Origin of the sequence: Microbispora sp. NPDC046933 (assembly GCF_040644635.1) — a bacterium.
Taxonomy (GTDB): Bacteria; Actinomycetota; Actinomycetes; order Streptosporangiales; family Streptosporangiaceae; genus Microbispora.
Genome location: NZ_JBEYWW010000045.1, coordinates 35,560 through 56,508, shown reverse-complemented (window position 1 = coordinate 56,508; position 20,949 = coordinate 35,560). Strand labels below are relative to the sequence as shown.

Genomic DNA, 20,949 nt, shown 5'->3' with positions numbered 1-20,949 from the left:
CCTGCCCCTCGGCTACCGGTGCGTCTGGCAGAGGGGGGCAAGCTCAACCGATCGAGGCGGTCAGCCGAGGATGCCCTGGTCGTAGGCGATGGCGACGGCGGCGGCGCGGTCCTTGGCTCCGAGCTTGCCGTAGACATGGGTCAGATGGCTCTTGACGGTGGCCTCGCTGATGAACAGAGCCGCGGCGATCTCCCGGTTGGAGGAGCCCTTGGCGACCAGGCGCAGCACGTCGCGCTCGCGGCTGCTCAGGCTGTGGTTTCCGGGCGCCCGCACGCGGGAGACGAGCCGGGCGGCGATATCCGGGGACAGCACGGTCCGGCCCTCGGCGGCGGCCCGCACCGCGCCGAACAGGTCATCGCGCGGCAGGGCCTCCGGCATGGACTGGACCGGAACGTACACGCCCGCGGCGAACGCCGCCGGGAAGAAGACGATCGTGGCCGTGGTGGTGGAGCCCTTGGCGTTGCGTGACAGCGCGGCGATGAGCGCTCCACTGACCAGCGCGTCGAGCGTGACCAGGACCAGCGTCAGCGCGTAGGCGGGCGGGTTGGCGGGCAGGGCGACGCCGTACAGCAGACGGCCCGCGGCGATGATGACGATCCCCCCGGCCAGCGCGGCGGCACCGTGCACGATCACCTGAGCGGCCAGGAGCGCGGCCGGCCGCACCGGTGTGGTGGACATCCGGCGCAGGGTGCCCTTCTCGCGATAACCGGTAAGGGTCGGCGGCAGGGAGGTCAACCCGGCCAGGATCACGCCGAGCAGCACGGCCACCGGGAGGTACAGAACGATCGGCCGCACACCGCCGGGGGCCGATCCCGCCTCCCGGAACGACGGGACCAGGCCAAGGATCACCAGGAGCAGGAGGGGGAAGACGAGGATCCAGAACACGCTGCCCGGTTCGCGGCGGAACAGCCGGCCTTCGGCCTTCAGCACAGCGATGGATGCGGACATGTCACAACTCCTTGCCGGTGAGGTCGAGGTAGGCGTCGTCGAGAGAGGCGCTCTCCACGCGCAGGTTGCGTGCGGCGACGCCGCCGAGCGCGAGCATGGACATCAGTGCCTCGACGGTCTCGTCGGTCTCGGTGACGACCATTCGGCCGCCGTCCGAGCGCCGCACGGAGCGGATCCCGGGCAGCGCGGCCAACTCGCCGTCGTCCAGCCCCCGGGAGGGAGTGAAGGAGACGACCGTGGCGCTCCCTGTGCTCTCGATGAGCCCCGCGGGCGTGTCCAGGGCCGCCAGCGCGCCCGAGCGGAGGAGGGCCACGCGGTCGCACAAGTGCTGCGCTTCCTCCATGAAGTGAGTGACAAGGACGACGGTCACGCCCTCGTCGCGGATGCCGCCGATGAGCTCCCAGGTGTCGCGTCGCGCCTGCGGGTCCAGCCCGGTGGTCAGCTCGTCCAGCACCACCACCTTCGGTCGGCCGATGAGCGCGAGCGCGATGAAAAGGCGTTGTTTCTGCCCGCCGGACAGCTTCTCGAAGCGCACGCCCAGCCGGTCGGTCAGGCCGAGCCGCTCGATGAGGCCTCGCCAGTCCGCCGGGCGCGGGTAGAAGGCGCTGTAGAGTTCCAGCACCTCGCGGACGGTGAGCTTGCCCTGCAGGTCGCTGTGCTGGAGCTGGACGCCGAGGATCGGGGTGACCCGCTCCCGATCGGCTACCGGGTCCAGGCCGGCCAGCCGAACGCGCCCGGCGTCGGCCCGCGAACGAGCTGGAGACGAATCACGCGGGCATCGTGATGGTGGGCTGCGCGGCCCGGCGGCGCAGCACGCGAGTGGTGCCTCCGTCGTCTTCGGCTATGTCCCGGACGTGCTCGAAGCCGATCCTGTTCAGCACGGCCAGCGAGGCACTGTTCGGCGCCGCCACGGTGGCGTACACCTCCGTGAGCCCCAGGGTGCCGAAGCCGTAGGCGACGATCGCCCCGGCCAGTTCTCTCCCCAGGCCCGATCCCCACATGTCAGGGGTCAGCGCATAGATGATTTCGTAGCCTTCCGCCACGTCCGTCGGCTTGATCTCAGCGTGCCCGGCGAAGCGGCCGTTCCGGCGAACGGCCCAGACGTCGAAAAGATCCTGGGCATAGACCTTTGTGAAGATCCGTCCGAACAGGGCACGGTACTCCGCCTCGGGGGCTGGACCGTCGCCCATCCACTGCGAAACCCTTCCGTCCTGGAACAGGGTGACGAAGTCTTCCTCGTCTTCGGGGACGTACGGCTCCAGCAGCAGCCGCTCAGTACGCAGAGTCGGGGTCATAGGCCGCGAAGTTACCGCTGCGTCACTCTTCCCGACAATTCACTTTTGCCGGGGACCCGGGTGCGCCGCGGCCGGTCTCCTCACATGGGGACCCGACGTACCCGGGCTCCTCGATGTCGCTCCAAAACGTCGGCAAAGGTTGCGACCAGAGTCTCCCGCACTGGTGCGACGCCTCGCCCAGGCAGGGGAGTGGACGAAGAGAGACGAGGCGGCCCTGTCATCTCGTTGAGCCTGACCTGCTTCCTTTCCTACGACTGCATCGAGCGGCCGGGCAGGAGCCTGGACTGCGGCTTCACGGCCGGATCGGGCGCGAAGCCTCTCCTCACCGCGATTGACCCGCCTGCGGCTGTCCGCGTTCCTGCGACCCGGTGAGGGAACAGCATGTCCGCGAAACCAAGAGGTCTGGTGCGTGCGGCGGTCGACCGGGCCGCGCGGTGGGTGACCGGTGCCGTGGGAGGCCCGGCGCGCTTCCAGGTCATCGCCATCCTCGCCTGCGTGCTGGCGCTCGACGCGGCGGACAAGGGAACCGTGGGAGCGGTGGCGGTGGAGCTCAAGGAGAGTCTGGGCATCACCAACACCGGACTCGGTTCCTTGACCGCGGTCTCGTCGGCCTCGGCCGCCTTGGCTGTCATACCCGTGGGTGTGCTGACCGATCGGGTACGGCGGGTCAGGCTCCTGGCCGCCAGCGTCGTGCTGTGGGTGCTGGCGATGCTGGCCGGCGGCCTGGCGGATTCGTACCAGTGGCTCCTGCTGTCGCGGCTGGCGCTCGGCGCCGTGTCGGCCACGGCCGGGCCCACACTCAGCTCCCTCATCGGCGACTTCTTCCCACCCGGTGAACGAGCCCAGGTCTACGGGTTCATCCTCAGCGGAGAGATGCTCGGCGTCGGACTCGGCCTGCTGGTGGGTGGCGATCTGGCGCACCTGCTGTCATGGCGTGCCGCGTTCTTCCTGCTCGCGTTGTTCGGGATCCTCCTCGTGTTCGTGATCGCGCGTAAGCTTCCCGAGCCGGCGCGCGGCGGACAGGGGCGGCTGCGTCCGGTGGGGCACCGACCGGCCGCGGAGCGATGCGCCGGCACGCCGCCGAGCCGGAGCGATGCGGTGCACTTCGCCTTGCAGGGCCGCGGCGTCGAACCCGATCCTGCGCTGGTGCTGCGGCGAGACCCTGCGCGGATGTCGATGTGGGAGGCGGGGCTCTACGTCCTGCGGATACGCACGAACGTCGTGCTGATCACCGCGTCCGCGGTCGGATACTTCTTCTTCGCCGGCCTGCGAAGCTTCGGCGTGCTCTTCCTCGACCGGCAGTACGGTCTCGCCGCGGCAGCGGTCACGGGCCCGGCCGTACTCGTCGGATTCGGCGCCCTGGCGGGCGTTCTCAGCGGTGGGCGGATCGCCGACCACCTTGTTCGCCGTGGTCGTCTCAGCGCACGCATGACCGTTCCCGCGGTCGCCTACCTGACCACCGCCGTGTTCTTCGTCCCGGCCCTGCTGGCGACGTCGACGGCGACGGCGTTGCCGTTCTTCCTCGTCGCCGCCGGGTGCCTTGCCGCCGCCAATCCCCCGCTGGACGCCGCACGCCTCGACGTCGTCCACTTCCGGCTCTGGGGACGTGCGGAAAGCATACGGACGTTTCTTCGCATGGGCGCGGAGGCCGTCGCCCCCGTGACCTTCGGATTCCTGGCCGACGTCCTCGGCCCGGGCGGCACCAGGAGCGCGCGGGGCCTGCAGTACACCTTTCTGATCATGCTCGCGCCCCTGGTGGCGAACGCGATCATCCTTCTCCACGGCAGGCACTCCTATCCCCGTGACGTCGCGACAGCGGCCGCCTCCGGGAAGCCTCGCGTGCGGTGACCCGAGCACGAGGTGCTCCGGCACCTGGGCGGCGCCCGGGAACGCGTCCGCGCGCGCACCGAGCGTCAACCGCTCGCGGGTGAGAGCCCCAGTTGGTCCGCGAGAACACCGCGCGCTTCGGCGAGCGAAGGCCCGTACCAGGTGAGATGGCGGCCGCTGACCAGCGCGGTGTCGACGCCGGGGAAGCTTTCGGGTCCGTCGTCGGCGGTGAAGCGGTACGGCTCGTCGGGGAGGACGGCCAGCTCGGGCCGGGCGGTCAGGATCTCGGGGAGCGGGATCTTCGGATACCGCTCCGGATGGCGGGCGAAGACGTTGTCGACTCCCAACCGCGCCAGCACGTCTCCGGCGAAGGTGTCCCGGCCGATCACCATCCAGGGACGCCGCCACACGGGGATGACGGCGCGGCGCCGCGCGGACGGCGCCGGTACGGCCCATGCCTGCCCGGCCTCGTCCAGCCACGAGGGGCGGGGTAGCCGGCATGCCAGTGTGAGCATGCGGTCCAGCGAGCTCAGGGCCTCGTCCACGGTGCGGACGACCGTCGTCCAGACGGGGATGCCCGCGGCGCGCAACACCTCCAGATCGACCTCCCGGTTCTCCTCGAAGTTGGCCAGCACCATGTCCGGGCGAAGCGATCGGATCGTGTCGAGATCGGGATTCTTCGTTCCACGGACTCGCGTGACGGCCAGGCCGGGGGGATGGCTGCACCAGTCGGTGGCCCCCACGAGGGCCTTCCGCCGGGTGGCCGCGACGGCCTCGGTCAGCGAGGGAACGAGCGAGACGATCCGGCGCACCCGCGCGGGGACGGCGATGAGGTGACCGAGGTCGTCGCGTTCCGCCCGGCTGTCCGTCATGCTCGGTAATCGTAGAAGCCGCGCCCCGACTCGCGGCCCGGATACCCGGTCTCCGTCATCCGGCGCGGTAGCGGCGGCGGGGCCGTCTCGGGCGCACACCTCGGCGATGCCGGCGCCCATGAGGCCGCAGCCGATCACGCCGACGCGGGTGATGCCGGTCATCCGGTCGTTCCTCTCACACATTGCGGCGGTACTGGCCGCCGATCTCGAACAGCGCGTCGGTGATCTGGCCGAGGGAGCAGACGCGGGCGGCGTCCATCAGCGCCTCGAAAGCGTTCTCGTCCGACATGACCGCCCCGCGGAGGCGGTCCAGCGCCGCCGGCGCCTCCTCCGCGTGTGCCTGGTGAAAGGCCCGCAGCCGGTCGAGCTGCGACCGCTTCTCCTCCTCGGTGCCGCGGGCGAGTTCCAGCGGGCCGTGCTGTACGGGGCCGCCGGGGTTGCGGAAGGTGTTGACGCCGATGATCGGCAGGCTGCCGTCGTGCTTGCGCTGCTCGTACAGCATCGACTCGTCCTGGATCTTGCCGCGCTGGTATCCGGTTTCCATCGCCCCGAGCACGCCACCCCGCTCCGAGATGCGCTCGAACTCGGCCAGCACGGCCTCCTCCACCAGGTCGGTCAGCTCGTCGATGACGAACGAGCCCTGCAGCGGGTTCTCGTTGGCCGCCAGACCCCATTCGCGGTTGATGATGAGCTGGATGGCCATCGCCCGCCGTACGGACTCGGACGAGGGGGTGGTGACGGCCTCGTCGTAGGCGTTGGTGTGCAGGCTGTTGCAGTTGTCGTAGATCGCGATCAGCGCCTGGAGGGTGGTGCGGATGTCGTTGAAGTCCATCTCCTGGGCGTGCAGGGAGCGGCCGGAGGTCTGGATGTGGTACTTCAGCTTCTGCGCCCGCTCGCCCGCGCCGTACCGCTCCCGCATCGCCACCGCCCACACGCGGCGGGCGACCCGGCCGAGCACGCTGTATTCGGGGTCCATGCCGTTGGAGAAGAAGAACGACAGGTTCGGCGCGAAGTCGTCGATCTTCATGCCGCGGGCGAGATAGGCCTCCACATAGGTGAAGCCGTTGGCGAGGGTGAAGGCGAGCTGGCTGATCGGGTTGGCGCCGGCTTCGGCGATGTGGTAGCCCGAGATCGACACCGAGTAGAAGTTCCTCACCCGGTTGGCGATGAACCACTCCTGGATGTCGGCCATCATTCGCAACGAGAACTCGGTGGAGAAGATGCAGGTGTTCTGCCCCTGGTCCTCTTTGAGGATGTCGGCCTGCACCGTCCCGCGTACGGTCGCCAGCGTCCGGGCACGCAGGTCCGCGGTCTCCTCGGGAGAGGGCTCGCGGCCGTGCGTGTCGCGGAAGCGATCGAGTGCCTGATCGATGGCGGTGTTGAGGAAGAACGCCAAGATGGTCGGCGCCGGGCCGTTGATCGTCATCGAGACCGAGGTGTCCGGCGCGGACAGATCGAATCCGGCGTACAACGCCTTCATGTCCTCCAGGGTGGCGATGGAGACCCCGGAGGTGCCGATCTTGCCGTAGATGTCCGGACGGATGTCCGGGTCGTGGCCGTACAACGTGACGGAGTCGAACGCGGTGGACAACCGCGTGGCCGGCTGCCCCTGCGACAGGAGCGTGAACCGGCGGTTGGTGCGGAACGCGTCGCCCTCCCCGGCGAACATCCGGGTGGGGTCCTCGTCGTCCCGCTTGAACGCGAACACCCCCGCCGTGAACGGGAACCTGCCCGGCAGGTTCTCCGACCGGAGGAAGCGCAGCAGATCCCCGTCATCGCTGTAGCGGGGCAGCGCGACGCGCGGGATGCGGTTCCCCGAGAGCGTGTCCCGCCATAGCGGGGTACGCAGCTCCCGATCGCGCACCGTGACCACCAGTTCATCGGCCCGGTACGCCTCCCAGGTGGCGGGCCAGCCGTTCAGCAGCTCTCGGCTTTCGGCGTCGATCCCGCTGTCCGTACGGGTGACGAGGTCGTCCAGGGCGGCGGTGTCGCCTCCGGCGGCCGCCACCTCCCGGCGGGCGAACACCAGACGCTGGCGGGTGCGGGCCGCCTCGGCCTGCGCGGCGGTGTGGGCGTGGTAGCCGCGGACGGTCTCGGCGATCTCGGCCAGGTACCGGTTCCGGGACGGCGGCACGATCGCCGCGGTGACCGTCGAGGTGGTGCCCGCCACCTCGGGCAGCAGGCGCGGCCCCTCGGGCAGCCCGCGCTCGGTGAGCAGGCGGCGCAGCCGCTGGTAGAGGGCGGTCACCCCGTCGTCGTTGAAGCGTGAGGCGATGGTCCCGAAAACGGGCATCTGCTCCGGTGGCACGCCGAACGCCTCCCGGTTGCGCACCAGCTGGCGGCGCACATCGCGCAGCGCGTCGTGGGCGCCCCGGCGCTCGAACTTGTTGATCGCCACCACGTCGGCGAAGTCGAGCATGTCGATCTTCTCCAGCTGGGACGCCGCGCCGAACTCAGGAGTCATGACGTACAGCGACACATCCGCGTACGGCACGATCGCCGCGTCACCCTGCCCGATGCCCGGGGTCTCCACCACCACCAGGTCGTATCCCGCGGCCCGGCAGGCGGCGATCACGTCGTCGAGGTGGGCGGGCAGCTCCTGGGCGCCCCGGGTGGCCATGGAGCGGAAGTAGATCCCGCCACCGGCGAGGCTGTTCATCCGGATCCGGTCCCCCAGCAGCGCGCCCCCGCCCCGCCGCCGAGTCGGGTCCACGGCGATCACCGCGACCCGCAGCTTGCCCTCCCAGTCGATCCGGAACCGGCGCAGCAACTCGTCGGTGAGCGAGGACTTGCCCGACCCGCCCGTCCCGGTGATGCCCAGCACCGGAACCACACGCCCCGAGGCGGCCTCCCGCAACCGCGCCAGCCACTCGGGCCCGGCGGCGCCGCGCTCGACCAGAGTGATCGCACGGGCCAGCGCCCGCTGGTCGCCCGCCGCGAGCGACGCGACCGCGGGCGGCTCACCCGCCGTCAGGTCGGCATCACACGCCTGCACGATCGTATTGATCATCCCGGCCAGGCCCAGGCGCTGCCCGTCCTCGGGGGAGAAGATCCCGGCCACCCCGTGAGCGTGCAACCGCTCGATCTCCTCGGGAATGATCACGCCGCCGCCCCCGCCGTACACCTTCACGTGGCCCGCGCCGCGCTCGCGCAGCAGATCCACGAGATAGGTGAAGAACTCCACGTGCCCGCCCTGGTAGGAGCTGACCGCCACCCCCTGGACGTCCTCCTGGACCGCCGCGGTGACGACCTCTTCCACCGACCGGTTGTGGCCCAGATGAATCACCTCGGCCCCCTGCGACTGCAGGATCCGCCGCATGATGTTGATCGCCGCGTCGTGGCCGTCGAACAACGCCGCCGCCGTGACCACGCGGACGGGATGGAGGGGAACGTGCATCGGGCGCTTCCTTCCGGGGGAGGGGGCTCACTCGCACGTAACTTACTAGGACGTCAAAGTAAATTACTAGGACGCCCTAGTAATTGGAACCAGGCGCGTGGCGACGACCCCGGCTGCCGTGCGTCCGCCGTGGTCGGATCGCGTGGGCGACTCGTCACCGTCGACGGCACCGTTTTCCGCCGGCACTCCAACATCACTCGGGCCAGAACGGACTCTCTGATCAAGAAGGGACTCGTCCACGCGTCCGAGCACGGACGCACGGACACGTCGCGTGCGCAGCCGGGCATCGCCGGCGGACTTCGGCAGCCGCCGGCCAGGCGGGCGACGAAGGTGTCAGTCGAGGGACAGCCCTGCGGCCGGAGTCACCCGGGCGGCCCGGCGCGCCGGAACAACAGCGGCGAGGAGCCCGGCCAGGGCGGCGATGAGGACGACGACGCCGAGTGACAGCCAGGGGACTCGCATGGGGGCGTCGTGGAGAGCCCGCTTCACAACCGTCTCGTAGCCGACCCAGGCGAACCCGGCGCCGATCACGGTGCCGAGCAGGGTGGCCACCACCGACAGCAGCACCGCCTCGGTCGCCAGCATCCGCCGCAGCTGCCTGCGGGTGAGCCCGAGCGCGCGCAGCATCGCGTGTTCGCGGGCGCGTTCGAGTACGGAGAGCCCCAGGGTGTTCGCGATCCCGATCAGGGCGATCACGACGGCGATGCCGAGCAGGCCGAGCGCCGACCAGGTGGAGGTTCCCAGCTGTTGGTCCAGCGACTCCCAGGTCCGCAACCGACCAACGCCGTGCGCATCACCGTCTCGGCGCTGCGCAAACGGCTCGGCGAACCCGGGATCATCGCCACCGTGGCCGGCGTCGGCTACCGCGTCGGCACAGCACCCGGCGCCGGACGGGAAGGGGACCGTTGATAGGGCGCCTGGCTTGAGCGTTCGCCTCAAACTCACCCTCAGCTACGCCGGCTTCCTCATGCTTGCAGGTGCCTTGCTACTCGCCGCTGTGTGGGTGTTCCTCCTCGCAGAACAGCGGAGATTCGCAGCCAACGCCTCCCACGAACTGCGCACCCCACTGGCGATCACGCAGGCACTTCTCGACGTGGCCCGCAACGATCTGAACCGCGACGCCGGCGAACTCGTCGACCGCCTTCACGCCGTCAACACCCGAGCGATCGATCTCACCGAAGCATTGCTCCTGCTCAGCCGCGCCGACCAACGGTCCTTCACCCGAGTGCAGGTCGACCTGTCCCTCGTAGCGGAAGAAGCCACTGAAACGCTCCTTCCCCTCGCGGAAAAACGCGGCCTCACCATCGAGACCTCCGGCGACATGAGCCCCACCATGGGCTCACACGCGCTCCTGCTGCAGATGACTACGAACCTCGTGCACAACGCGATCGTTCACAACCTGCCCGAACAGGGCAGCGTGTGGGTCACGACCAGCGCTCACCCCACGACTGTGGTGCTCACTGTCGAGAACACCGGCGAGAAGCTCGCCCCACAACTGGTTTCCACGCTTGTCGAGCCGTTTCAGCGCGGCACCGAACGCATACGCACCGACCACGCAGGTGTCGGCCTCGGGCTGGCGATCGTCAAGAGCATCACCCAAGCACACGACGGAACCCTCACCCTCACCCCCCGCCCCGCCGGCGGGCTCCGCGTCACGGTGCGACTGCCCCCCGCACCACCGCACACCGGCAGATGACGATCAGCCGGCCCATCCCGGCCCACACCCCGTGATCACGGGGAACCCGAGCAGCCGGGACGGGGCGGGGGCCTACGGCGAGGCGATACGCAGGAGGCTCTGCCCGGAGACGACGAGCCCCGCCTTCCATGTACGGGAGGCGGGGTTTTCGCTGTTCACGGACTACTTGAGGAGTTGGCGGGCCATGACCATGCGCTGGATCTGGTTGGTGCCCTCGTAGATCTGGGTGATCTTGGCGTCGCGCATCATGCGCTCGACGGGGAAGTCGCGCGTGTAGCCGTACCCGCCCAGCAGCTGGACGGCGTCGACGGTGATCTCCATGGCGGCGTCCGAGGCGGCGCACTTGGCGGCACTGGAGAAGAACGTGAGGTCCTTGACCGGGGTGCCGTTCATGGCCAGCTCCGACTTGGCGGCGGCGGCGTAGGTGAGCTGGCGGGCGGCCTCCAGTTTCATCGCCATGTCGGCGAGCATGAACTGCAGGCCCTGGAAGTCGGCGATCGGCTTGCCGAACTGCTTGCGCTCCTTGACGTACCCGAGGGCGTAGTCGAGCGCGCCCTGGGCGATGCCGAGCGCTTGGGCGGCGATCGTGATGCGGGTGTGGTCGAGCGTGGCCAGGGCGGTCTTGAACCCGGTGCCCGGCTCGCCGATCATCCGCGAGGCCGGGATGCGGACGTTGTCCAGGATGACCTGGCGGGTGGGCGATGCCTTGATGCCGAGCTTCTTCTCCTTGGGCCCGAACGAGACGCCCTCGTCGTCCTTTTCCACCACGAACGCCGAGATGCCCCGGGCGCCGGCCGAGGGGTCGGTCACGGCCATGACCGTGTAGTACTGCGACACGCCCGCGTTGGTGATCCACATCTTGGTGCCGTTGAGCACGTAGTGGTCGCCGTCGCGCTCGGCCCTGGTCGTCATCGAGGCGGCGTCCGAGCCCGCCTCCGGCTCGCTCAGGGCGTAGGAGAACATGGCCTCCCCGCGGGCGACCGGCGTCAGGTAGCGCTGCTTGAGCTCCTCGGAGGCCGACAGCAGCAGCGGCACGGTGCCCAGCTTGTTGACGGCCGGGATCAGCGAGGACGAGGCGCACGCCCGGGCGACCTCCTCGATCACGATCACGGTCGCGAGCGCGTCGGCGCCCGCCCCGCCGTACGCCTCGGGGATGTGGACGGCGTGCAGGTCGGCCGCGACGAGGTCCTTGTAGACCTCCCAGGGGAACTCCTCGTTCTCGTCGGCCGCCGCGGCACGCGGGGCGATCTTCTCGTCGGCGAGGGCCCGGACCGTCTCCCGGAGCATGGGGTGTTCCTCCGCCGCGTCGTGCAGATGGCCGGCCAGGCTCATATGCTCGTCTCCTCTGTTCAGTAATGCACTGGGTGCCTTAGGTTATGTCATCGAGTGCCACAGTAAAAGTGTGCAGTGCGTCACCACGCGGGAAGGGGCCGGATGCCGATCAAGCGAGACGTACGCCGGGAGCTGATGTCGGCGGCCATCGGGCTGTCCCTCACCACCGGGTTCGACGAGACGACCGTGGACGAGATCGCCAGGGCCGCCGGAGTGGCCAGGCGGACGTTCTTCCGCTACTTCCGGAGCAAGGAAGACGCCATCTTCCCCGACCACGACGCGTGCCTGCGGCGAGTGATCGAGTTCCTGGAGGCTGCCTCCCCGCTGCGATCACCTCTCCAGGTGATCGCAGACGCGGCCGGGATCGTGCTGGACATGTACGTCAAGGACCCGCGGACGGCGGTCCGGCGCTACGAGCTGACGCGCCGGGTGCCCGCGTTGCGGGAGTGGGAGATCGCCGCCACCAGCCGCTACCAGCGGGCCTTCTCCGAATTCATGGACGGCCGCTGCCGTGAGGGGGACCGGGAGGCGTTCCGGCTGCGGCACGAAGTCGCCGCCGCCGCCGTGGTGGCCGCGCACAACCACGTGCTGCGCGGCTGGCTCCGGGCCGGCGGCGAAGGGGACGCACGCGCACAGCTCACCGCCGCGATGACCGAGGTGACCCAGGCCCTGCAGGCCTGGGTGGACGGCCGGACGACCGGGGATGAGGAGCCCCCGGACGAGGTCGTCATCGTCCTCACCACACGTCGCGCACCGCTGTGGCGGATCGCCGAAGAGATCGAGACCGTCACCGGGCGCTCACCGTCCTGAGTGAACGCGTCCTCCTCGGGGCAGACGGCAGACGCTCAAGACCCAGTGGAAGGGGTCCCACTGGCCATGGCTCAGGTCGAACCCTCGTGCCCCCGAAGCCTCTCGCAGAGTCGTGGCGTTCGCAGGCGCTGCTGCTAACCGCGTCGCCAGGCGGGGTTCGGCCGGATCTCGATGTCGTCACACACCGTCTCCGGCGCTGAATCGGCGGTTACGCGGACCCGTATCGGACGGCCGGTGCCGGCCTCGACGAACGACAGGGGCGGGCGGCCTTCCTGCAGGTACTTGTCGCCCCATTGCATCAGCGACAGAAACACCGGCAGCAGGTCCTCTCCGGCTTCGGTCAGCCGGTATTCGTCGCGGGCCCGGCTCCCCGGCTCCCGATAGACGACGGGCGCGACGACACCCGCGGCCTTCAGCTGTTTGAGCGCCCGCGACACCGCGGGCGCCGAGGCGCCGACCCGCGCCACGAAGTCGTCGAACCTGGTTGTGCCGTAAAAGCATTCGCGGACCACCAGGAACACCGTCTTGGTGCTGAGCAGGTCCAGCACCCGCGCCGCCGAGCATCCGTCGCCGATCGACCACGCATCCCGGTCGCACAGCCGTTCCTCGAACTTCATCGCCACCCCGCCATTGTAACTAACGCTTGCGTTACCCAGCAGTGCGTGATTCAATCTCACTAACGGGATCGTTACCCAGGGGGAGATGCTGTGGTTGCAGTAGCGGGCAGGGTGGTCGTGGTGACCGGGGGCCGGCGTGGACTCGGCGCGGCGCTGGTCGACGAGGTGCTGGCGCGCGGGGCGCGGAAGGTGTACTCGACCGCGCGCTCGGCGTACGTCGACGACCGTCCCGAGGTGGTCACCGCCGAGTTGGAGGTCTGCTCGGAGGCGTCGGTCGCCGCCCTCGCGGCGGTCGCCACCGACGCCGAGATCGTGTTCAACAACGCCGGGGTCCTGCTGCCGGCCCCGCTGCTGACGGGTGACTTCGAGCGCGTCACCGCGACGTTCGACGTCAACGTCTTCGGGCCGCTGCGGATGGCACGGGCGTTCGCGCCGATCCTGGCCGCGAACGGTGGGGGCGCGCTGGTGAACATGCACTCCGTGCTGTCCTGGCTGGCCGGCAGCGGCGCCTACGGGGCGTCCAAGGCGGCGGCCTGGTCCGTCACGAACTCGCTCCGGCTCGAACTGGCGCGCCAGAACACCCAGGTCGTCGGCGTACACGCGGGGTTCATCGACACCGACATGGTCTCCGCCGTCCAGCTGCCGAAGGCTACGCCGGCCGAGGTGGCCGCGCGGATCGTCGACGGCCTGGAGGCCGGGGCCACGGAGGTGCTCGCCGACGATGCCACAGCCGCCGCCAAGGCGGCGCTGTCCGGCCCCGTGGAGCGCCTGACCTTCCCGGCCGCCCGTTGACATCGCATCCCGACACCTGACGGAGTACCGAACCGCCATGCCACTGTGGACTGTTCATCACACCCCCGGAATCTTCACCGACGAGGAAAAGCACCGACTCGCCTCCCATATCGCCGACCACTACGAGCAGATCGGGCTGCCCCGGTTCTATGTGGTCACGCTGTTCCACGAGACCCGGCCCGAGGATTTCCACGTCGGTGGGGAGCCCACCCCGGCCGGGGTCCGCATCGCCATCGACCACATCGCCCGCGGCAACCCCGACCAGGAGAGCCGGCGCCGGACCGCCCGGTGGATCAAGGGCATGCTGCAGCCCCACCTCGAACGGAACGCGGGGCTGCACTGGGAGTTCCACATCGACGAGACGAGCGACGACCTCTGGATGATCAACGGGATCGCGCCGCCCCCGGCAGGCTCCGACGCCGAGAGGCTCTGGGCTGAGAGCAACTCGGCGTCCCCCTACTGACCGCGCCGCCGGTACCGTCGCCGAGACGGGCGAGCCGCACGGGTTCCGATCGGCTGCGGTGGCTTCCGGCCGTCAGGCAGCGGTCGCTGTTGCGGGCGGGAAGCCGGCCGGCGGGTGGAGGGTACGCCGGCGGGCTGCGCGGCGGTTCGGCGTTCTACGGGGCTCAGAAGCCGTCACGCTGATTTCGCCTGTCCCAGAATTCCGTGAAACCTCGCTCCAGCAGTTTCATCGCCTGGGGTGAGCCGAGAAACTCCTCGATCTGTTCGCCGTTCTCGACCGCCGTCTCGCACAGCGCCATCCAGGAACGCCCCAGCGCCCAGGTCACCGAACTCGCGGTGGCCGCGTTGACGGCGCCGCCGATGACCGATCCGGCGCCCGGAATGAGCTTCAGCAGGTTGCCCGCGATGGAGGCGCCCACCTGGGAGAGGATGCCGTTGAGGAACGCCGTGACCGCCCCGCTGACCGTGGTGAGCCGCGTGCCCAGGCCGTATGCCGCGGTGATGCGCGCGATCATATGAATCTCGTTGGGCACGAGCAGGACCGCGTCGGAGAACGGGATCGGGGTGGCGCCGATCGCGGCCGCCGCGGCCACCGAGTTGCGGACTATCCGGGTGGCCTTCTCCCTCTTTCGCGACAGGTCGATCCGCTGAGCGGCGACGAGGGCCGACCGGGCGGCTTCCGGGACGACGTGAAAGGTCGCGGGCAGCAACTCGTCAAGGCCGTGCACCATCGGGAGGAGCTCGTCGGCCTGCGCGTTGGTGAAGAAGACCTGCCCGGCGGGCGAGAGCGGCAGGCCGCGGCCCTGGATGCTTCTCGCGAACTCCATCGTCTTCTGGTCGGGCCGGCCGTTCACCAGGGGGGTCTGGGTGAGCACCAGCAGCACCGGAAGCCCAAGGCCCGCCAGATGGCGAATGATCTCCTCCTGGCCCTCCTCCAGCCGCCGGTCCGCGGCTCGGATCGCGTACCAGACGGCGTGAATGTAATCGTCCACGTCCCCCGCGCGGGTCCTGGCGACCTGCTTCGCCAGTTCGTCAAGGAGCTGCTCCCGCGACTCGCCCATTTCGAAGCCGCGCGAGTCGTAGACCCGGAGGATGTCGTCCGGCCTGCTGTACGGCGTCAGCTGCTTCGTCACGGCTGCGCCGACGCCCGTCTCGGCGAGGTCCTCGCCGAAGACGGCGTTGACCAGGGTCGACTTACCCGCGCCCGTTATGCCGAAGATCGCGAGATTGAACCTGCCCAATCCGGCGAGGGCGCTTTCGAACTCTTCGTTCACCCGGACGGCGATGCTCTCGCCGGCCTCCTTCGCGAGCCTGTCGATCGCCCGGCGCGCGATGGCCGGAACCGGCCGCGTCCCCCGCACCGCGAAGGCGAAGGCGAAGCCGTCTCCCGATGCCTCGGCCGTCGCGCTGCGGAGCTCGCTGGTGATCTCCTCCAGCCCGTAGATCGTGATCCCCACAGTGGCCTCAGGTCCGGGCCCGGCCAGCAACCCGGTGACCGGAACGGACAGGTCCTCGCCGGCGCCGGGATCGTGTTCGACACGGATGTCCACGTGCAGTTCCGCCGTGGACAGCGTCAGCGCCGGATCCGCGAGCCTGCGCGTGGTGAGCAGGAAGCGCAGCAGCGGGAGGACGGCCGTGAACCTCGCGCGTGCCAGGCGAGCGCCCGGGTGACCATAGGCGAGGAGGATCTCCTCGGTGAACTGAGCGAGGCGAGCACAGGTTTGCTCCACCGAGCGCAGCGGCCCGGCCGACACCGATCGCGTCACCTTCACTTCGCCGTTCCCTTCTCCTGGTAGCTTTCGACGTACATTCCTCGGCTGCGCACCAGCCCGGCCTCGGCCAGGGTCACCTGCTCGACCGCCCCGCGCAGGTGGTCGGCCCGCAGCACGGGCTTACCGGCGGCCAGCGTCGCCGCGATCACCAGCAGGTGGCGCAGGGCCCGCCCGGACAGGCCTTCGGTGGCGTCGAGCACCTGCGACCAGCCCGCGGAGCCGCCGTCCTCCGCCTCGGCGAGCAGGTCGCGGACGTCGAAGGCGACCCCCGCCGCCCGGATCGCGTCGGCGAGGATCAGGGACCGGTGCTCCCTGCTCGGCAGCGGGATCTCCAGGACGAAGTCGGCGCGTTCCCGCACGGCTCGGTCGATCGCCCTGGGAATGTTCGTGGTGAACACGAGGGTGACGTTCGGGCGCTCCCGCGCGCAGCGGTCCAGGGACTCCAGGAACGCGGTCACCTGGTAGAGCGCGTCCAGCGGATTGGCCTCCATGCTGATGCTGGAACGGTCCGACGCGAGCGTCTCCACCTCGTCGACCAGGACGAACAGCGGCTGTCCGTGCGAGGCTATGTCGGAGATCTTGTCGAAGGTCGCCAGCACGTTCTTCTGCCCCTCGCCCCGGACGCCGCTGAACAGCGCGTGGGTGTTGATGTGGACGAAACCCGTGACCTCCCTCTCGGTGGCGCTCCACACGGCGGGCAGGCCCCTGGCGAGGCTCGTCTTCCCGCAGCCGGGAGGGCCGTAGAGGAGCACGGCGCGGCGCAGGGCCAACGCGGTGGGCGGCGCGTGTTCCAGACGCCGCAGCGTGTCGGCATAGGAGAGCAGCGTCGTCTTGATCTCTCCAGGAACGATCACCGCAGACCAGTCGGCGATGAACTCGCCGGCGGCGTCGGGGAACCGGTAGACGTCGAAGAATTTGTCACGTGTGACGGGGGGCATCGGCTGCGTCTTTCTGATGAGGAAACGGATCAGGTCCTCGGCCGAGCGGAAGCCGCGGCCAGGTCGCCCAGGTCGACTTCGGTCGCGTTCACGGCGAGGCTGTTGAGCAGTCCGTTCGCGACCCGCTCGGTCAGGAATCCCCGCTGTGCCAGCTCCGGGTGATCCCGCTTGATCCGCTCCTCCGCCTGGGCGCAGAGAACGGCGAGATCGCCGGAATCGGGGAGTTCGAAGGTGTGAGAGGACTGCGATGTTCTGTACTTGACGAGCATTACCGGCTCCACGGGGTTTCTGATCTCGTCCCGGCGACGGCCCGGACCGCACCGGGGTGGGGGAGGATCGGGCGGTCAATGCCAGATGGACATGCCGGAGGAGGCGGCCGCCGTCTTGATGACCGTTCCGACAGGGTGCGGCTTGAGGTGGTCCACGCTCTGGAGATCGGTCGGTCCCCACCCCTTCACCGGGACCGCACCCGGAATCGTCGACACCACCACGCGGTACCGGCACCCGGGGAACTCTCCCGCCTGGCCGATCGCCGCCCTGACGTCCTCGATGGCCGTGTGGTACGTCTCCTCCGTGGTCTCGTCATACGCGATGGTCAGATCGATCCGGGTCACCATCCGGCCGGTGCCCGGGTCGTAGATTTCGAGGTAGGCCGTCTCGAGTTGACGGAGCGTCAGCCAGCTGCGCAGACCGGCCTCGATGGTCTCCTGGTTGTTCGCGTAGTCGCTGGGATCGAGGCCGCCGGCGTGGATCGCCTCGTAGAAGACCCGGCTGATCTCATTCGCCAGGTAGGTATACGCACGGGCCGTCACATGCACCGACGCGCGAACGTTGACGCCTGCCGCAGACACCTGTGCACCCCTCCCTTCATCGGGAACGCGGTCACCCGAGGCGCCGTCGCGAGCACGCTGATCGCCCGGGGTCTGTGCTTTTCAGCATGTATGGCCGGGCGATTCGCCGCATGACCCCCGTTCGGGTCACAGTCGAAAGCACCGGGGGTCACGAGCAGGTCGTGGTTACGGGCCCGCTTCGGGATCGCTGGCGAAGGAGCGGTACTCGCGGATCTCGTGAGCCTGGATCAGGCCGTCCTCGATGGCGCGGGCCAGCAGCGCCGTCTTGGTCGGCGCCGGGCGGCCCATCTTGGCGTACTTCACGCGCACCCGGTCGATGTACTGGCGCACCGTCGCCTCGCTGATCCCCATGCGCCGGGCCACCGACTCCTTCGACATGGACTGGAACCACAGCAGCAGGGCCTCTCGCTCCCGATCCGACAGCCGTGGACGCTGCGGACGGGTGTCGGACAGGTACGCCCCCGCCATGACGGGCGGAACGGAGGGCCGGTCGGTAGCGGCGGCCACGATGGTGTCCACGCAGTACTGCTCGTTCTCGCTCTTGGCGATGAAGGTCGAGGCTCCGGCGTCCAGCACGGCCAGGATCGTCTCCGCGTCCTCGTGCCCCGAGTAGACGACGACGCGCCGGCCTTCGGCGCACAGTTCGGCGATGCGGTCGATCACCATCACACCGTGCAGTTCGAGGTCCAGCAGCAGGACGTCCGCCGTCGCCCCCGGCCCCCGCAGGACGGATTCAATGGTCGCGCCGCTGGCGACCAGCTCGACGCGGCCCAGGGGATCCCGGGACAGCCAGGTGCGGATTCCGTCGATGGCGATCGGGTGATCGTCCACCACCGCGAGCGTCACCGGTCCGGCCAGCGGCTCTCGACCCACAGCACTTCCCCTTCCCGATACTTGGTGATCCTGACGCCCTCGATCCGGCGTATCGGGAAGTCGTCGGCGTCGGCGACCACGCTGACCACCACTTCCCCGGCACCCGCGAAGACCGTGACGCGTGCCTCGCTGCGCGCTCTGCTCAACGCCTCCAGCGGGGCCTCGGTGAGAGCGCGGCGCGTGTCGAGCGGGAGTTCCGGCACGGTGCCGCGGGGCAGCAGGGACACCACGACTCCACGCCGCTCGGCGTCGTAGGCGCAGGCGCGCAGCGCGTGCACGAGCGGGTCGGGCACGTCGTCGGTCTCGGCGATGAGCCGGCGCAGCCACGCCGCTCCGGTCGCGCAGTCGCGGCGCAGGACCGGGTCGGCGGGATCGGCCCCGTCCGCCAGGGCGGTGAGCAACTCGGCGGCGGCCTTGCGCACCTGCGCGTACCGGCTCAGCCGGTCGGCGTGCACCTGCTCGGCGACCTGGCGCGCCGCGGCGGCCTCCGCGCGGGCGGCCGACAACTGTGCCGCACGCCGGGCGGCCGAGGTCAGGGCGTGCGTCGCCACGCTGTAGCCGAGCTGCAGCGTGACACTTCCGACGAGCACCATCAGGAACCTGGCTAGCGAGATCCGGTCGAGGACCCCGTTCAGCGCCGTGCCGGCCAGCATGACGACCCCGTTGAGAGCCAGGAAAACGATCAGCTCGTGCGGGCCGCGGCGCCACCAGAACAGGATGACGCCAAGCCAGCCGATGGAACCCCAGGGCCAGTCGCCCGGTCCGAGCATCTCGCCAGGGGGGCAGGCGGCGAGCACGATCACGTCGATGCCCAGCGCGGCGCCCGCGAAGCCCCACACGGCGGTGACCGTTCGCCTGGTGCGAAGCAGCGCGTGGGCACCCGCCACGCCGATGACGACGTAGGCGAGCCAGGCACCCGCCACGGCCGCGGGCCAGCGGTAGACGGACCAGTTGGTGACCGTGGCGGTCAGGTCGTACCCGACGTGCCAGCAGGCGGCGATCACCAGCGCGGCGACGCTGCTGCCCCGCTCGTACCGCCCGGCGACGTAGGCCGTCGGGTCTCCGGTCACGGCCGCCACCTGAGGGTCACCCTCGTGCCGCCCGGGCCGGAGGTGATCCGCGCGCTCCCGCCCACGCCCCGCATTCTCCCCTCGATCGACTCACGCAGGCCGTACCGGTGCGGCGGCACGCGGCCGGGGTCGAAGCCGCGTCCCGCGTCGACGACCTCGACCCGGACCTCGTCCTGGGTGACGGTCGCGTGGAGCGACGCCGTGTCCACCCCGGAATGCCGGGCCACGTTGCTCAGCGCCTCGGCGGCGGCCCCGGCGAGCGCCTCGGCGACCTCCCAGGGCACCGGACACCGCGCCAGCTCGGCCTTGATCCGCAGGCCGCTGCGGGCGATCAGCGCACGCAGTCGCCCGTCGAGCAGGACCGGCCCGGCCGGTGGCTCGGCGGCGGTCGCCATGTGCTCCAGTTCCACGAGATCGGCCGCGGCCCGGTCGCGCAGCACCAGGGAGGTCTCTTCGATCCCGCCGCTGCCGATGACGGTGAGCGTGGCCAGCGCGGTGTCGTGCACGCGGCGGTTCTGCGCGCGCTCGTCGGCGCGGCGTTCCCGCCGTACGATCTCGGCCTGCTGGACGTTCCGGAGTCTGCGCAGCTCGGCGTCGGCCAGGCCGGACTGTTTACGCAGCAGCGTCATCAGCGTGGCGGTCGCGGTGATCTGCACCAGATGGATGCCCGCGGTCACGTAGCCGTCGGTGGCGCCGGCGAGCTGCACCCCGACCAGATACGCCGACGCCACGACGCCACCGGCCGGCACGCCGAGGTGCGGCCTCCAGGTGAAGTTGCCGCAGACGATGGTCATGGTGGTCACCGCGGCGACCCAGCTCGCCCCGCCCGGCAACGCGTCGCTCGACACCAGATGATCCTGGGTGAGGCACAGCGCGATGGTGGTGGCGATGTCGCAGGCCATCGGCCAGGAGGCGAGCCGATGGCGGCGCAGTGCCGTCCAGACGAACACCGTGGTCCAGGCCAGCTCAAGCGTGATCGCCGGGCCCAGCCAGGCGGGGGACACCGGCGGTGCGGCGCCCAGCAGTCCGGCGGCCGCGGCGACCACTCCGACGACGCCGCGCATCGCACCCCCGCAGTAAGCGGTGATCCGATCCAGCTCCCAACCCGCGGGATTGCGGTGGCTTGTCGGAAAAAGACGCCAATCGAAAGCCATGCGGCAACCGTTCGCCTATGAGGCACATGTACAGCGTGGGGCCTCATCTTACGACCGGCGACATGGAATATCCCAGCGGTGGCGGTGTAAATCCCGACCGGAATATCAGTCGGTAGATTCGAGTGATTCATCACCTATACCACCGGCTTCGCGATTTGTTGAAGTCTCATGCCTTTTCAGCATGCGTGATCCGCCGGTTCGCCGCATGACCCCCGTTCGGCTGTCAGTCGAAACGCTGTCTTT

At 69.8% G+C, this 20,949-nt stretch carries 19 protein-coding genes and 2 pseudogenes; 6 read left to right on the top strand and 15 right to left on the bottom strand.

Annotation, left to right across the window (positions count from 1 at the left end; all coding sequences use genetic code 11):
* Positions 1 to 60 precede the first annotated feature (60 nt).
* From ABZ857_RS38800 to ABZ857_RS38790, 3 genes and pseudogenes are all read right to left on the bottom strand, one after another.
* Complete coding sequence (locus ABZ857_RS38800) at positions 61 to 948, bottom strand: LuxR C-terminal-related transcriptional regulator (protein WP_357054068.1); 888 nt, start codon at positions 946 to 948, stop codon at positions 61 to 63.
* Position 949: 1 nt separating this feature from the next.
* Positions 950 to 1,684 (bottom strand): annotated as a pseudogene (locus tag ABZ857_RS38795) (ABC transporter ATP-binding protein); the annotation flags it as partial.
* A gap of 31 nt (positions 1,685 to 1,715) precedes the next feature.
* Positions 1,716 to 2,243: a GNAT family N-acetyltransferase gene (locus tag ABZ857_RS38790; RefSeq protein WP_357054065.1), complete on the bottom strand. Its 528-nt coding sequence runs from the start codon at positions 2,241 to 2,243 to the stop codon at positions 1,716 to 1,718.
* A 381-nt stretch (positions 2,244 to 2,624) separates the two neighbouring features.
* On the opposite strand from ABZ857_RS38790, the gene ABZ857_RS38785 reads away from it, so the two are divergent.
* Positions 2,625 to 4,091, top strand: a complete 1,467-nt coding sequence (locus tag ABZ857_RS38785; protein WP_357054062.1) for an MFS transporter — start codon at positions 2,625 to 2,627, stop codon at positions 4,089 to 4,091.
* A 65-nt stretch (positions 4,092 to 4,156) separates the two neighbouring features.
* Here the strand turns inward: ABZ857_RS38785 and ABZ857_RS38780 are convergent, their stop codons facing one another.
* The 3 genes from ABZ857_RS38780 to ABZ857_RS38770 all read right to left on the bottom strand — a co-directional run bounded on the left by ABZ857_RS38780 (position 4,157) and on the right by ABZ857_RS38770 (position 9,113).
* Positions 4,157 to 4,942, bottom strand: coding sequence for a helical backbone metal receptor (locus ABZ857_RS38780; RefSeq protein ID WP_357054059.1), 786 nt, complete (start codon positions 4,940 to 4,942; stop codon positions 4,157 to 4,159).
* A gap of 175 nt (positions 4,943 to 5,117) precedes the next feature.
* Positions 5,118 to 8,339, bottom strand: a complete 3,222-nt coding sequence (gene icmF, locus ABZ857_RS38775; protein WP_357054056.1) for a fused isobutyryl-CoA mutase/GTPase IcmF — start codon at positions 8,337 to 8,339, stop codon at positions 5,118 to 5,120.
* Between the two features lie 333 nt (positions 8,340 to 8,672).
* Positions 8,673 to 9,113, bottom strand: coding sequence for an ABC transporter permease (locus ABZ857_RS38770; RefSeq protein WP_357054053.1), 441 nt, complete (start codon positions 9,111 to 9,113; stop codon positions 8,673 to 8,675).
* A 3-nt stretch (positions 9,114 to 9,116) separates the two neighbouring features.
* On the opposite strand from ABZ857_RS38770, the pseudogene ABZ857_RS38765 reads away from it, so the two are divergent.
* Positions 9,117 to 9,248, top strand: a pseudogene (locus ABZ857_RS38765) (response regulator transcription factor); the annotation flags it as partial.
* Between the two features lie 13 nt (positions 9,249 to 9,261).
* Complete coding sequence (locus tag ABZ857_RS38760; RefSeq protein WP_357054050.1) at positions 9,262 to 10,035, top strand: HAMP domain-containing sensor histidine kinase; 774 nt, start codon at positions 9,262 to 9,264, stop codon at positions 10,033 to 10,035.
* A 162-nt stretch (positions 10,036 to 10,197) separates the two neighbouring features.
* On the opposite strand, the gene ABZ857_RS38755 is transcribed toward ABZ857_RS38760, so the two are convergent.
* Positions 10,198 to 11,367 carry an acyl-CoA dehydrogenase family protein gene (locus ABZ857_RS38755; protein WP_357054047.1) on the bottom strand — a complete coding sequence of 390 codons (1,170 nt, stop codon included), beginning with the start codon at positions 11,365 to 11,367 and terminating at the stop codon, positions 10,198 to 10,200.
* Between the two features lie 102 nt (positions 11,368 to 11,469).
* Here ABZ857_RS38755 and ABZ857_RS38750 point away from each other — a divergent pair, with 102 nt between their 5' ends.
* The gene (locus ABZ857_RS38750; RefSeq protein WP_357054044.1) at positions 11,470 to 12,177 is read left to right on the top strand and encodes a TetR family transcriptional regulator; all 708 of its coding nucleotides are present in this window, start codon (positions 11,470 to 11,472) and stop codon (positions 12,175 to 12,177) included.
* 134 nt (positions 12,178 to 12,311) lie between these two features.
* On the opposite strand, the gene ABZ857_RS38745 is transcribed toward ABZ857_RS38750, so the two are convergent.
* Positions 12,312 to 12,794 carry a helix-turn-helix domain-containing protein gene (locus tag ABZ857_RS38745; RefSeq protein ID WP_357054087.1) on the bottom strand — a complete coding sequence of 161 codons (483 nt, stop codon included), beginning with the start codon at positions 12,792 to 12,794 and terminating at the stop codon, positions 12,312 to 12,314.
* A 90-nt stretch (positions 12,795 to 12,884) separates the two neighbouring features.
* On the opposite strand from ABZ857_RS38745, the gene ABZ857_RS38740 reads away from it, so the two are divergent.
* Positions 12,885 to 13,586 (top strand): SDR family oxidoreductase, encoded by a 702-nt coding sequence (locus ABZ857_RS38740; RefSeq protein ID WP_357054041.1) that lies wholly within the window; start codon positions 12,885 to 12,887, stop codon positions 13,584 to 13,586.
* A 37-nt stretch (positions 13,587 to 13,623) separates the two neighbouring features.
* Entirely contained in the window at positions 13,624 to 14,049 is a 426-nt protein-coding gene (locus tag ABZ857_RS38735) for a tautomerase family protein (RefSeq protein ID WP_357054038.1), read from the top strand.
* A gap of 163 nt (positions 14,050 to 14,212) precedes the next feature.
* Here the strand turns inward: ABZ857_RS38735 and ABZ857_RS38730 are convergent, their stop codons facing one another.
* From ABZ857_RS38730 to ABZ857_RS38700, 7 genes are all read right to left on the bottom strand, one after another.
* Entirely contained in the window at positions 14,213 to 15,820 is a 1,608-nt protein-coding gene (locus ABZ857_RS38730) for a DUF697 domain-containing protein (protein ID WP_357054035.1), read from the bottom strand.
* Complete coding sequence (locus ABZ857_RS38725; protein ID WP_357054032.1) at positions 15,817 to 16,758, bottom strand: AAA family ATPase; 942 nt, start codon at positions 16,756 to 16,758, stop codon at positions 15,817 to 15,819. The genes ABZ857_RS38730 and ABZ857_RS38725 overlap by 4 nt, the downstream gene beginning before the upstream one ends.
* Positions 16,759 to 16,787: 29 nt before the next feature.
* Positions 16,788 to 17,027, bottom strand: coding sequence for a hypothetical protein (locus tag ABZ857_RS38720; RefSeq protein WP_357054029.1), 240 nt, complete (start codon positions 17,025 to 17,027; stop codon positions 16,788 to 16,790).
* A 75-nt stretch (positions 17,028 to 17,102) separates the two neighbouring features.
* The gene (locus tag ABZ857_RS38715; protein ID WP_357054026.1) at positions 17,103 to 17,609 is read right to left on the bottom strand and encodes a hypothetical protein; all 507 of its coding nucleotides are present in this window, start codon (positions 17,607 to 17,609) and stop codon (positions 17,103 to 17,105) included.
* A gap of 165 nt (positions 17,610 to 17,774) precedes the next feature.
* A complete protein-coding gene (locus tag ABZ857_RS38710; RefSeq protein ID WP_357054023.1) occupies positions 17,775 to 18,482 on the bottom strand; it encodes a response regulator transcription factor in 708 nt (235 codons plus the stop codon).
* Complete coding sequence (locus ABZ857_RS38705) at positions 18,452 to 19,552, bottom strand: hypothetical protein (RefSeq protein WP_357054020.1); 1,101 nt, start codon at positions 19,550 to 19,552, stop codon at positions 18,452 to 18,454. Before ABZ857_RS38705 ends, ABZ857_RS38710 begins: the two co-directional genes overlap by 31 nt.
* On the bottom strand, positions 19,549 to 20,616 hold the full coding sequence (locus tag ABZ857_RS38700) for an ATP-binding protein (protein WP_357054017.1): 1,068 nt from the start codon (positions 20,614 to 20,616) through the stop codon (positions 19,549 to 19,551). Before ABZ857_RS38700 ends, ABZ857_RS38705 begins: the two co-directional genes overlap by 4 nt.
* Between the last annotated feature and the right edge of the window lie 333 nt (positions 20,617 to 20,949).

What these genes read in the sequence shown, in the direction of transcription:
- ABZ857_RS38800 (WP_357054068.1), bottom strand. Translation starts at nt 948, where the DNA reads ATGTCCGCATCCATCGCTGTGCTGAAGGCCGAAGGCCGGCTGTTCCGC.
- ABZ857_RS38790 (WP_357054065.1), bottom strand. Translation starts at nt 2,243, where the DNA reads ATGACCCCGACTCTGCGTACTGAGCGGCTGCTGCTGGAGCCGTACGTC.
- ABZ857_RS38785 (WP_357054062.1), top strand. Translation starts at nt 2,625, where the DNA reads ATGTCCGCGAAACCAAGAGGTCTGGTGCGTGCGGCGGTCGACCGGGCC.
- ABZ857_RS38780 (WP_357054059.1), bottom strand. Translation starts at nt 4,942, where the DNA reads ATGACGGACAGCCGGGCGGAACGCGACGACCTCGGTCACCTCATCGCC.
- icmF (WP_357054056.1), bottom strand. Translation starts at nt 8,339, where the DNA reads ATGCACGTTCCCCTCCATCCCGTCCGCGTGGTCACGGCGGCGGCGTTG.
- ABZ857_RS38755 (WP_357054047.1), bottom strand. Translation starts at nt 11,367, where the DNA reads ATGAGCCTGGCCGGCCATCTGCACGACGCGGCGGAGGAACACCCCATG.
- ABZ857_RS38750 (WP_357054044.1), top strand. Translation starts at nt 11,470, where the DNA reads ATGCCGATCAAGCGAGACGTACGCCGGGAGCTGATGTCGGCGGCCATC.
- ABZ857_RS38745 (WP_357054087.1), bottom strand. Translation starts at nt 12,794, where the DNA reads ATGAAGTTCGAGGAACGGCTGTGCGACCGGGATGCGTGGTCGATCGGC.
- ABZ857_RS38735 (WP_357054038.1), top strand. Translation starts at nt 13,624, where the DNA reads ATGCCACTGTGGACTGTTCATCACACCCCCGGAATCTTCACCGACGAG.
- ABZ857_RS38725 (WP_357054032.1), bottom strand. Translation starts at nt 16,758, where the DNA reads ATGCCCCCCGTCACACGTGACAAATTCTTCGACGTCTACCGGTTCCCC.
- ABZ857_RS38720 (WP_357054029.1), bottom strand. Translation starts at nt 17,027, where the DNA reads ATGCTCGTCAAGTACAGAACATCGCAGTCCTCTCACACCTTCGAACTC.
- ABZ857_RS38700 (WP_357054017.1), bottom strand. Translation starts at nt 20,616, where the DNA reads ATGCGCGGCGTCGTCGGAGTGGTCGCCGCGGCCGCCGGACTGCTGGGC.